This is a genomic window from Psittacicella gerlachiana, from assembly GCF_003585965.1.
Taxonomy (GTDB): domain Bacteria; phylum Pseudomonadota; class Gammaproteobacteria; order Enterobacterales; family Psittacicellaceae; genus Psittacicella; species Psittacicella gerlachiana.
In genome coordinates this window covers 1-13,696 of record NZ_NRJF01000013.1, presented here as the reverse complement: position 1 = coordinate 13,696, position 13,696 = coordinate 1, and the positions used below count along the sequence as shown (strand labels likewise).

Sequence of the window (13,696 nt, the reverse complement as noted above, 5' to 3'; positions counted from 1 at the left end):
ATAAATTAAAATTTAACCGCAGGACTTTGTCCTTGGATGCTGTTTCCGAGTTAGAAGCTAATGCCGTTGTAGGTTCAGCTTCGAAAACTCAAGGTATTACCCAAACCGAAGTTACCACAAAAGTTAGCTTTAATGCGGTGAACAAACTTTTAGGGAGTATTTTATTACCTGTAACTTTTGTAGGAGCTTCAACAACAGCTTTTGCTGATGCTCGTACAGGGATGGAGGTAATTAACGGTAAAGTAAATATTGTTACTGACGGTTTAGTTACAACTATTACTAACAGTCCTAATGCAATTATTAATTGGGAAAAATTTAATATTAATGCGAATGAAATTGTAAAATTTCTTCAAGAAAACTCAAATTCAGCAGTATTAAACCGTGTATTAGGTGGTGAAATTTCACAAATCCTAGGTACCTTACAATCTAACGGTAAAGTATTTATCGTTAACCCAGCTGGGGTAGTGTTTGGTGCTAATGCGGTTGTAGATGTTAACTCTTTAGTAGCTTCAACTTTAGATATCTCAAATGAAGATTTCTTAAACGGTAACTACGTATTTAATCAAGATAAAGATCAAGCTATTGCTTCAGTACTTAACCAAGGGGTTATTAAAGTAGAAGACAATGGTACTTTAGCTTTAGTGGGTGGTAAAGCAGTAAATACTGGAGTATTAGAAGCGAAAAACGGTACAGTATACCTTTTAGCTGGTAACTCAATTACGATCCAAGATTTAGAAAATCCTCTAATCTCTTATAAAGTAACTGCAGACAACAAAGCAGTAAACTTAGGGGAAATTGTTGCAAAAAGAACTTACTTATTAGCGAATAAAGTAGCTAATGGTTATACTACTGCAGAACAATTTGCAGATGTGATCTCAGCTCAGGATTCAGCACGTAAAGCTACGATTACTTCAACAGGTGAAGTAGTATTATTTGGTGCTTCTGAGTCAGATGTAGAGCAAAGTACGAATTTTAATACTGCTCAATTAGCAGCAAATCTTACTTGTCAATCAGCAGTAACTGTAGTTAATGGTACGATTAATGTCGCAAATCCTGAAGGTAAAGCAGGTAGCGTTGAAGTATATGGTGATTATGTAGTATTAGACTCTAATGCGACAATTAATGCTTCAGGAGCACAAGGTGGAGCTGTATACATTGGTGGGGATTACCAAGGTAAAGGCTCGAAAAAACTAGCTGCTAAAACTACAGTTGTAAATGGTGCATTAGTAGATGTATCAGGTACTACGGGTGATGCGGGTGAAGCAATTGTTTGGGGTAATACTGCAGTTGTAAATGGTCAGTTTTTAGCGACCTCAGTGCAAGGTGATGGTGGTTTCATTGAAACTTCAGGAAAAAATTTGCATTTAGGTGAGGACATAGATACTAATACCACTTCAGTTAATGGTAATTGGGGAAATTGGTTAATTGACCCACAATTTATTGTGGTGGTAAACAAGACGCAATGGGATTCTAACTCAAGTTATAAATCTGAATTGCATAGGCGTTATGCAGATATCCAATCTACTCCTGGAAATGAGTTAAAATCAGCAACGTTATCAGCTTCAGAAACTTACAATAGTTATACGTATACGGTTTTATATGATCAGAGTGTAGAAAAATGGTTAAAGAAAGGGGCGGTAACCTTAGAATCAACTTCTGAAGCTGATTTTTATCGAGCGAATATTTCTGCTGATAATAATACAGCGAGCTTAACTGTAAAGAGTGGAGCGATCGCAATTTATTATTCCAATATCACGCTAGGGGGTGATTTAATTATTACCACCAATAGAACAGCTGATGCTATAGGTAAAGCTCTTATCTTTAGGGATTCAAATGTTAAGGTAAATGGTACGATCAACTTAACTTCATGTAACTCAATAACTATAGGTTCAGGAAGTAATTTAACCGCAAATACCTCAATTATTGCTAATGTTACCAATGACAATAATACCTATAAGATAGAAAGTGGGCATACAATTTATGGAATTTATTTACTGGGAGGAGCTTCTCTTAATGTAAATAATTCAACTGCTCCTGAGACGACAAGAATTAATTTATCAGGTCCACGTGTAATCTTTGCGAATTCTACTATTACCTCTAACGGAGGAGTAGATATAAATACTAAGTATTCTACTAACTTTACTGATAACCTCAGTATTTCAGCCTATAACATTAATATTACCGAAACGAGTAATAGTTCTCCGACTACTTCTTCAAATCCTGCTCAATATGATATTGGGGGCTTAAGATTTGATAAGGTAAACTTAAATGCCTCTAACTCTGTAATTGTAAATGCTGCCTCGGTAGTAGAAATTACTAACTCAACTATTAACGCTACAGCTGGAGTAAGTGGAATCTCGGCAAATGAACTTAATTTAAGTTTATTTAATGTAACGATTAACACTAGCAAATCTGTGGAGTTAAGAGGGAAGAATATTAGCATTAATGCTTCAGTCGTAACTTCACGAGACAATGAAGTTTCTGTAGGTAACTTATCTACGGAAAATGTGTCGATCACTAATGGTACTCGTTTAAATGCTAATAGTGCTACTGCTGGTGATGTGGGAATTTATGGTGCAAAAAATGTAAATTCTACTTCGGTAACGATTAATGCAAGCCGTGATTTAAATATCTCAACTAACTCGGGAAGTGTAAACTTAAGTGGTGCGAATCAAAACGATATTAAGTTTAATGTAGGACGTAGCTTAAATATTACGACTGCGAAACTAGAGATTTTGCATGCGGACATAAATGTAACTAACTCAACGACTTTTGATACTACAGGTGCAACTTGTGTTTCTTGCTCAACCATTAATACTACTAATGGTACATTTAAAGTTAACTCTACAGGAACAGTTAACTTTACGAATACAACAGCTAATGCTAAAGACTTAAATGTTACTTCAACTGGTGATGTGAGATTTGAGACTTCAACAGTTAATGCGACTAATTCTGCAAAATTAGTAGGCGATTCTGTTGAAATTGCGAATACTGCCTTAGCTTCAGCGAATGTAAGTATTAATGCTACAGGTACTAGTGGTGTAACTATTAATAATGGAGCAAATATTACTGGTAGCGAAATCAATATTTCATCAGCAGGTGGTGTGAATATTTATGATTCTGGAACTAAGATTGGTAATGAAACTACAGCAAATGTAACAGTTACGGCTACAAAAGATATTTGTGTTACAGGTGGCGTAAGTGATAAAGCATATATTACTGGTGGTAATGTATCTTTAAACTCAACTTCTGGTAATGTTACTTTAGATGATGCTGAATTAAATGCAACTACAGGTAACTTATCAGTAGTAGGTAACAATGTAACTGCAAATAGTTCTACTCTTTCAGGTAACGGAGGCGTAGCTTTAAATGCAACTACAGGTAATTTAAGCTTAAATGGTACGAATGTAAATTCAGCTTCGGGAAATACAAGTGTAACTGCTAAATTAAATGTAACCTTAAATAACTCTAATGTTTCAGCTTCAGGTAATGCTAACGTAAAATCAACGGATGCAAGTGTTGCTTTAACTAATTCAAATGTTACTGCTACTACAGGTAATGTTGCGGTTACTGCGGATAAAGGGAATATCACTTTAAATCATTCGAATCTAACTGCTACCGATAAAGAGGTAAAAGTTCAGGCACAAAATGATATTACGATTACTAATTCGAATCTCTCAGGAGCAACGGTTGAAGTTAATGCAACTTCAGGAAATATTACCTTAAATCAAACTGCAGTAAATGCAATTACTAGTACAGCAAATTTAACGGCAGCCGGAGAAGTTAATTTAAATAATGGAACTAGAGTTACAGCAACCGGTGATGTAAATGTTAATTCTACAGCAGGTAATGTTTCAGTTACTGGAGCAAACATTACCTCTACTGGAGCTAATGTTTCTTTAACTGCGAAAAGAGATTTAACTTTAGCAAATGCTAATATTTCTGGAGCTAAAGAAGTAAATGCAACAGCTCTTGAAGGAGATGTTTCTTTAGCAAATGGTACTAAGGTACAAGCTCAAGAAAATGTTTCACTAACAGCGGTAAATGGAAGTTTAACTGCTGAAGGAGCAAATGTAACTTCTACTGCAGGAAGTGTTTTCGTAGAGGCAAACAATACTTTATCTTTAACGAATGCAAATCTTTCAGGAGGTAAAGGTGTTACTGCAAGATCAGAGAATGCGAGTTTAGTGGTTGCTGATTCTGCGGTAAATAGTACTGATGGTTCTGTTTTACTACAAGCAAAAACAGATCTAACTCTAGATAATGGTACTAGCATTACTGCTAAAGAGAATGTAACTGTTTACTCAGAAACTGCGAATGTAACCGTAACGGGAGCAAATGTAACTGCAACTAATGGCGTAGCTAATCTTTCTGCAAAAGAAAATCTCGAATTAACTAACGCGAATATCTCAGGAGCGAATGTTAATCTAGACGCTGTAGATGGTACTGCAACCTTAAATAACAGTACTGTAAATGCTACCAGTGGAAATGTAGCCTTAACAGCGAAAAAAGATGTAGCTCTCAATAACGGAACTAAGGTAGCAGCGAAAACAAATGTAACTGTTTATTCTGAAACTACTAATGTAACCGTAACAGGAGCAAATGTAACTGCAACTAATGGTGTAGCTAATCTTTCTGCAAAAGAAAATCTAGAATTAACTAACGCAAATATTTCAGGAGCTAATGTTAATCTAGATGCGGAAAATGGTAACGCCACTTTAAATAACAGTACCGTAAATGCTACCAGTGGAAATGTAGCCTTAACAGCGAAAAAAGATGTAGCTCTTAATAACGGAACTAAGGTAGCAGCGAAAACAAATGTAACTGTTTATTCTGAAAATGCCAATGTAACCGTAACCGGAGCAAATGTAACAGCAACTAATGGTGTAGCTAATCTTTCTGCAAAAGAAAATCTAGAATTAACTAACGCTAATATCTCAGGTGCTAATGTAGCAGTAGATTCTGCAAATGGTACTACAACCTTAAATAACTCAGCAGTAGAAGCAACATCAGGTAATACAAGTGTTACAGGTAAAGAAGGAGTAGCGTTAAATAACGGGACTACTGTAACAGCAGCTCAAGAAGCTACTGTATACTCAAGCAATGGTAGTGTATCTGTAGTAGGTGCAAATGTAACAGCAACTAATGGTGTGGCTAACATTTCTGCAAAAGAAGATGTAACTTTAACTAATGCAAACATCTCTGGTGCTGATGTTACTGTTGATGCTGAAAATGGTACAGCTACTTTAAACAATAGTGCTGTAAATGCTACAAGTGGCAATGTATCTTTAACAGCGAAAAAAGATGTAGCTCTCAATAATGGAACTAAGGTAGTTGCGAAAACAAATGCAACCGTTTACTCAGAAACTGCCAATGTAACCGTAATTGGAGCAAATGTAACAGCAACTAATGGTGTGGCTAATATTTCTGCAAAAGAAGATGTAACTTTAACTAATGCAAACATCTCTGGTGCTGATGTTACTGTTGATGCTGAAAATGGTACAGCTACTTTAAACAATAGTGCTGTAAATGCTACAAGTGGCAATGCCTCTTTAACAGCGAAAAAAGATGTAGCTTTAAATAACGGTACTAAGGTAGCTGCAAAAACAAATGCAACGGTTTACTCAGAAACAGCCAATGTAACCGTAACGGGAGCAAATGTAACTGCAACTAATGGTGTAGCTAACATTTCTGCAAAAGAAGATGTAATTTTAACTAATGCAAACATCTCTGGTGCTGATGTTATTGTTGATGCTGAAAATGGTACAGCTACTTTAAACAATAGTGCTGTAAATGCTACAAGTGGCAATGCCCCTTTAACAGCGAAAAAAGATGTAGCTTTAAATAACGGAACTAAGGTAGTTGCGAAAACAAATGCAACGGTTTACTCAGAAACTGCTAATGTAACCGTAACAGGAGCAAATGTAACTGCAACTAATGGCGTAGCTAATCTTTCTGCAAAAGAAAACCTTGGCTTAACTAACGCTAATATTTCAGGAGCAAATGTTAAGTTAGATGCTGAAAATGGTTCTATGACTTTAGCTAACACTAAAGTAAATGCTACTTCTGGTGATGCTTGTGTTACTGCTAAAGTTGATGTTACTTTAGGTAATGGTACAGATGTTACAGCAGCTCAAAACGCAAGTGTAGTTGCAACTAATGGTGCATTAAGTTTAACTGGAGCTAATGTAACTGCTACTGCTGGTACACCAACTATTTCAGGTAACACGGGCTTAACTTTAGATAACGCTAATGTATCTGGAGCTAAAGACTTAAATGTATCTGTAAGTAAAGGTGACTTAACCGTAACTAATTCTGCACTAACCTCAACTGCAGGTAATGTAACCGTTACTGGTCCAGCAAATGTTACTTTAACTAATGGTACAACGGTAACTGCGAAGAAAAATGCTAAGGTAACTGCTCCGAATGGTAATTTATCAGTAGCAGGAACAAATATTACAGCTGAAGAAGGTATCGCTACAGTTACAGCAAAAGATAACGTAACTTTAACTAATACAAATATCTCAGGTGCTAATGTAAAAGTAGAGGCGGAAAATGGTTCTGTAACTTTATCTAATACTAAAGTAAATGCTACTTCGGGTGATGCTTGTGTTACTGCTAAAGGTGATGTTACTTTAGGTAATGGTACTGATGTTACAGCTGCCCAAAACGCAAGTGTAGTTGCAACTAATGGTGCATTAAGTTTAACTGGAGCTAATGTTACAGCAACTGCTGGTACACCAACTATTTCAGGCAACACGGGTTTAACTCTAGATAACGCTAATGTATCTGGAGCTAAAGACTTAAATGTATCTGTAAGCAAAGGTGATTTAACCGTAACTAATTCTGCATTAACTTCAACTGCAGGTAATGTAACCGTTACTGGACCTGCAAATGTTACTTTAACTAATGGTACAACGGTAACAGCGAAGAAAAATGCTAAGGTAACAGCTCCTAATGGTAACTTATCAGTAGCAGGAACAAATATTACAGCTGAAGAAGGTACGGCTACAGTTACAGCAAAAGATAACGTAACTTTAACTAATACAAATATCTCAGGTGCTAATGTTAAAGTTGACGCAGAGAATGGAACTGCTACCTTAAATAACAGCTCAGTAAACGCAACTACAGGTGATGCTTCAGTAACAGCTAAAAAAGATGTAGTTCTGAACAATGGAACTTCTGTAACTGCGAAAGAGAATGCAACCGTTTACTCTGAAACTGCAAATGTAGCAGTAACAGGAGCAAACGTAACTGCGACAAATGGCGTTGCTAATGTATCAGCAAAAGAGAATGTTACTCTAACTAATGCCAACATCACTGGTGCTAATGTTAAAGTTGATGCCGAAAACGGTACGGCAACTTTAAGTAACACTGCAGTAAATGCAACTGCAGGTAATGCTACCGTAACGGCAAAAGATGATGTAAATTTAAATAACGGTACAACCGTAACTGCAACAGAGAATGCAACCGTTTACTCTGAAAATGCGAGTGTAGCGGTAACCGGAGCAAATGTAACTGCAACTAACGGTGTTGCCAATGTGTCTGCAAAAGAGAATGTAACTTTAACTAATGCCAACATCACTGGTGCTAATGTTAAAGTTGATGCCGAAAACGGTACAGCAACTTTAAGTAACACTGCAGTAAATGCAACTACAGGCAATGCTACCGTAACGGCAAAAGGTGATGTAAATTTAAATAACGGTACAACCGTAACAGCAACAGAGAATGCAACCGTTTACTCTGAAACTGCAAATGTAGCAGTAACCGGAGCAAATGTAACTGCAACTAACGGTGTTGCCAATGTGTCGGCAAAAGAGAATGTTACTCTAACTAATGCCAATATCACTGGTGCTAATGTTAAAGTTGAGGCCGAAAACGGTACGGCAACTTTAAATAACTCTGCAGTAAATGCAACTACAGGTAATGCTACCGTAACTGCGAAAGAAGGTGTTACTCTTGGTAATGGTACAACCGTAGCTGCAACAGAGAATGCAACCGTTTACTCTGAAAATGCGAGTGTAGCAGTAACAGGAGCAAACGTAACTGCGACAAATGGCGTTGCTAATGTATCAGCAAAAGAGAATGTAACTCTAACTAATGCCAATATCACTGGTGCTAATGTTAAAGTTGATGCCGAAAACGGTACGGCAACTTTAAATAACTCTGCAGTAAATGCAACTACAGGTAATGCTACCGTAACCGCAAAAGGTGATGTTAACTTAAATAACGGTACAACTGTAACTGCAAAAGAAGATGCTAGTGTACAATCTGCTGAAGGTACATTAAGTATTACTGGTGCGAATGTAACTGCCGCAGAGGGTACAGCTACGGTAACTGGTAAAACAGGTCTAAACTTAGATAATGCAAATATTACGGGAGCTAAAGACTTATGTATTACTGTACCTACAGGAGATTTAACGGTTAAAGCTTCAGCTTTAACCTCAACTGAAGGTAATGTAACTGTTACTGGACCTGCAAATGTAAGTTTAACTAATGGCACAAAAGTCACAGCTGCTAAAAATGCAGCAGTAACAGCTCCACATGGCAATCTTTCTGTTGCTGGAGCAAATATTACTGCTCAAGAGGGGACTGCAACAGTTACTGCACTGGATAACGTAACTTTAACAAATACCAATATTTCTGGAGCTAATGTAGAAGTAGATTCTGTAAATGAGACTACAACCTTAAATAACTCTGGAGTAACTGCTACTGATGGTAATGCGACCGTAACCGCAAAAGGTGATGTAAACCTAAATAACGGTACAACTGTAACTGCAAAAGAGGATGCTACGGCAAAATCTACAGAGGGGACATTAAGTATTACTGGTGCTAATGTAACTGCAACAGAGGGTACAGCTACGGTAACTGGTAAAACAGGTCTAAACTTAGATAATGCAAATATTACCGGAGCTAAAGACTTATGTATTACCGTTCCTACAGGAGATTTAACGGTTAAAGATTCAGCTTTAACTTCAACAGAAGGTAATGTAACAGTTACTGGTCCTGCTAATGTAACTTTAACTAATGGCACTAGCGTAACAGCGAAGAAAAATGCTGAGGTTACAGCTCCTAATGGTAATTTAACGGTAGCGGGAGTAAATATTACTGCTCAAACAGGTATAGCAACCGTAACCGCTAAAGATAATGTAACTTTAACTAACACTAACATTTCTGGTGCGGATGTAAATGTAGATTCTACAAATGGTACTACTACCTTAAATAACACTTCTGTAAACGCAACTACTGGTAATGCAAGCGTAACTGCAAAAGAAGCAGTGAGCCTAAACAACGGAACTACCGTAACCGCACAACAAGATGCGACTGTATCTTCTGAAAATGCTGCAGTAAGTATCATGGGAGCAAATATCACAGCTACAGAGGGATATGCAAATGTTACAGCAGAAACTGAAGTAACTACATCTAATGCTAATATTTCCGGTAAAGCAGGAGTTAACTTAGCTTCGAATACAAGTAGCATTACTTTAGATAATAGTGATGCGTCTTCGAGTGCTGGCAAAGTAAATGTACAAGCTCCTAGTGATATAACCCTAGCTAATGGTACAGATCTTGCTGGTGAATCTGGAGTAGAAGTTAATTCTAGCAATGGTGGTGTAAGCCTAGATAATGCAACAGCGTCTTCAGCAAATGGAACAGTTACAGTTAAAGCTAAAGAGGCTTTAGATTTAGCAGCAAGCAAACTTGACGGAGATCAAGGAGTTGAGGTTGACTCTGCGAACTCTAGTGTAACTGCAGAAAATCTCACCGCAACTTCTGCTAACGGTACAGTGAGTATTACGGGTAAAGAAGCTGTTACTTTAAATAACACTACAGGTAATGGTGATCAGGGGGTAGCAGTAGAGTCTACTAATTCTAGTGTAACCACCAATAACTTTACGGGTACTTCAGCAAACGGTACTGTTACAGTTAAAGCTAAAGATGCAGTTGATTTAACGGCAAGCACACTTGACGGAGATCAAGGAGTTGAGGTTGACTCTGCGAACTCTAGTGTAACTGCAGAAAATCTCACCGCAACTTCGGCTAATGGTACAGTGAGCATTACGGGTAAAGAAGCTGTTACTTTAAATAACACTACAGGTAATGGTGATAAGGGAGTGGCAGTAGAGTCTACGAATTCTAGTGTAACGACCAATAACTTTACAGGTACTTCTGCAAACGGTACTGTTACAGTTAAAGCTAAAGAGGCTTTAGATTTAGCAGCAAGCAAACTTGACGGAGATCAAGGAGTTGAGGTTGATTCTGAGAACTCTAGTGTAACTGCAGACAATCTCACCGCAACTTCGGCTAATGGTACAGTGAGTATTACGGGTAAAGAAGCTGTTACTTTAAATAACACTACAGGTAATGGTGATAAGGGAGTGGCAGTAGAGTCTACGAATTCTAGTGTAACCACCAATAACTTTACAGGTACTTCAGCAAACGGTACTGTTACAGTTAAAGCTAAAGATGCAGTTGATTTAACGGCAAGCACACTTGACGGAGATCAAGGAGTTGAGGTTGAGTCTGCGAACTCTAGCGTAACTGCTGAAAATCTAACGGCGACTTCTGCTAATGGTACAGTGAGTATTACAGGTAAAGAAGCTATTACTTTAAATAACACTACAGGTAATGGTGATAAGGGAGTGGCAGTAGAGTCTACGAATTCTAGTGTAACCACCAATAACTTTACGGGTACTTCAGCAAACGGTACTGTTACAGTTAAAGCTAAAGATGCAGTTGATTTAACGGCAAGCACACTTGATGGAGATCAAGGAGTTGAGGTTGAATCTATGAACTCTAGCGTAACTGCAGAAAACCTCACGGCAACTTCAGCTAATGGTACAGTGAGTATTATGGGTAAAGAGGCGGTAACTCTAAATAATACGACTACGGATGGTGATAAAGGGGTGGCGATTGAGTCTACGAACTCGAGCGTAATTGCAACTAACTTTACAGGTACATCTGCAAATGGTACAGTTACCTTAAAAGGTAAAGATAATGTTACCTTAAAAGATTCAACTCTTGATGGTGATCTGGGAGTAGAAGTTAATGCAACTACCGGAGTAGCTACTCTAGATAATACTAGTGCAACATCTGCTAATGGCTCGGTAGTTATTAATGGTAATCAAGGCGTAATTCTGAGCAATGCAAGCAAATTAGAAGCATATAAAGATGTGGATGTAACTGCATTAAATGGAGCAATTACCGTTGCTAATAGCTCAACCGCTCTTGCTCATACGGGTAATGTGACTATGACCGCTAGAGATGACATTAGTATTGAAGGAGACTCGACCTTAGAAGCTCCAAATGGAAGTGTAATTCTAAATTCAACCTCGGGAGCATATAAAGGAGCTGATTCTACGATCAATGCGCAAAATGTATCTATAGATGCTTGGGGTGATGCTACTATTGGCGAGATCAATGCAATTAATATTACAATCAATAGCAATAAAGGGATGAGTAATCTTGACCTTGGCAATAGTGACTTGTATCAAGAAAGCATGAATAGCCTTGATATTACCAAGGAGTTAGATGTTGAGGTAATAAAAACTCAAACTGCAACTGATGAATCTGTATCTGATAAAGCATTACATGACTACTCAACAATTTTTGTTGATTTTGATGAACCTCATAAAGTTCAAGTTTGTCTTTTAAATAATGCAGATCTAAATGTGAAGTATGGAGTTACGACTACGGATTTAGAGCTCTTAAGTCCTGAAGAAGTGGTAAGAAAATATAGCTTTACTACAGATGATGCACGTATTTATTTACAAAACTGTGAATCTATGAGATTAAATTAAGTAGTGATCTAAGTATGGATTTATCGACTAAAGTTTAATCTAAAATAAATAAGGGCTCTGTGCTTAGCACAGGGCTTTTAATTTTTTAGTAAATTTAGATTTTAGATAAGGTTCGGTTGGGAAAATGCTTACTATAGTAAAGTGCTTCTATGGGAGGGGATTGATGAACTGAAAACAAATTGATTGGTCATTTCTTTATTCAAGGGATAAGTCATTTTTACTAAAAATAGGTACAATCTTCTCCTCAAAAAAGGATAAGATTTCAAAAAAAAGTGAAAAAATCTGCAATAAATGCAATATTTTTTCCAAAATCAATGGTTTTTTCTGTATAATTAACAAAGTTGTTTTTAAATAATAGTAATTATTAATAAGAGGTTAAGTTACTGTAAATTAGGATTTTAAAAAGAAAGTTTTTTTGAACCCTAAACTTTTTCTTAATTTACGGGAGTAGAGGTTGTTAAAGGCAAGCTTTGATTTTCTTGTAAAGAAAATCTATCCGTAATACCTTTGACTTAATATATCCTCTTTGAGGATCGTAAGATGGCTAGTTTCTATTATTTAAAGTTTGGTTTGGCATAAATTTATGCTACATAAATTTATGTTTTATAGTGTTGATTACTTCGTTAAGAAGTATTAATTTTTTGTGTTGTTTGTTATGTTAAAAAAGACTCTAATTTCTTTAGCTCTTGCTAGTAGTGTTGTAGCTACAAGTAGTGCAGCTGTTAATGTTTTCTCATGGAATGATGGCAAGTCAAGCTTAAGTACAAGTGGTAATTTCCGTTTTGCTTTCCAAAGCGTAGATACTACTTCAGAAAGAGGAGCTACTTACAATAAAACAAGTAGAAATACTTGGAATATGCGTTCACGTGTAATGTTTAGCTTAAAGCAATATGTTACCGATAATCTTGAAGCGGGAGCTTTTTTACGTTTAACGCATACGTTTATGAGTCGTCATGACTATAGCTTAACGTGGAACTACGCAAATCGCTCTTATGGTGCAAAAACTTATAGTTCTTCTCACGCTAAAAATGCGATTAAGCCAGACCGTTTCTATACTTATTTAGATAGTAAAAGCTTAGGTCGCTTAACTGTAGCTCTATCAACTGGAGATTTTATTACAGGACAAGGGGCTGCTGACGTTCGTGACTTTGGTACAAGTACCTTCTACTTAAGTAATCAAGCTCGTGCGATTACTAATGCTTACTTAAAAAATTATCAAGATCGTTTAGTACGTTATGATTCACCAAATGTTGCTGAAAGTGTACCTCTATCTTTCTCAGCTTCATATGGAGATATGCGTAGTAATCAAAAAGTTGGTAGTGAAACTAAAAGACGTTATGATACTGAAGTATCAGGTGCGGTAATGTACCAATTAGGTTCATTAGGAAGAGTACAATTCTTAGCTGCTAAAAAACAAGTGTATGCTAATTACACTACTAAGTATGCGACAGAAGGTTACCAATTAGGAGCTGATTTACGTCCTACTGGAGCTCTACGTGTACGTGCGGAAGTAGGTACTGCTCATGAAGCAAGTGCAACTGCTTATACCAGCTATAAAGATGTAGGGGTTGACTTAAGCTATGCTTTAGGTGACTTTACGCCTTATGGTGGTTTACTCTACTTAAATAAACAAATTAAGTACAAAGATGCTTCTACTGCAACTCAAGCAACGCATCAGTATGAAGTATATGTAGGTACAAGCTATTCTTTAGCGAAAAAAGTAGCTAACGCATTTAACTTTACGTTATTTGTAGAAGCAAACCATGTTTATACTGATTACTACAAAAACTACTCAAACCGTAATGGAGATCATGCGTACGGATTTGCTGGTGGTTTAATTGTTACTTGGTAATTAAGAGTTATTTGTAAAAAATAAAAATAAAAAAATAGCGTTA

Annotated in this window: 2 protein-coding genes; both read left to right on the top strand. The window is 36.8% G+C overall.

Annotated features, from left to right (window positions below):
* The first annotated feature begins 32 nt into the window (after positions 1-32).
* Positions 33-11,801 carry a beta strand repeat-containing protein gene (locus tag CKF59_RS00515; RefSeq protein ID WP_119534034.1) on the top strand — a complete coding sequence of 3,923 codons (11,769 nt, stop codon included), beginning with the start codon at positions 33-35 and terminating at the stop codon, positions 11,799-11,801.
* 655 nt (positions 11,802-12,456) lie between these two features.
* Positions 12,457-13,653 carry a hypothetical protein gene (locus tag CKF59_RS00510; RefSeq protein ID WP_119534033.1) on the top strand — a complete coding sequence of 399 codons (1,197 nt, stop codon included), beginning with the start codon at positions 12,457-12,459 and terminating at the stop codon, positions 13,651-13,653.
* Positions 13,654-13,696 lie beyond the last annotated feature (43 nt).

Excerpts from the sequence above, each read along its gene's own strand:
- CKF59_RS00510 (WP_119534033.1), top strand. The coding sequence starts at position 12,457 with ATGTTAAAAAAGACTCTAATTTCTTTAGCTCTTGCTAGTAGTGTTGTA.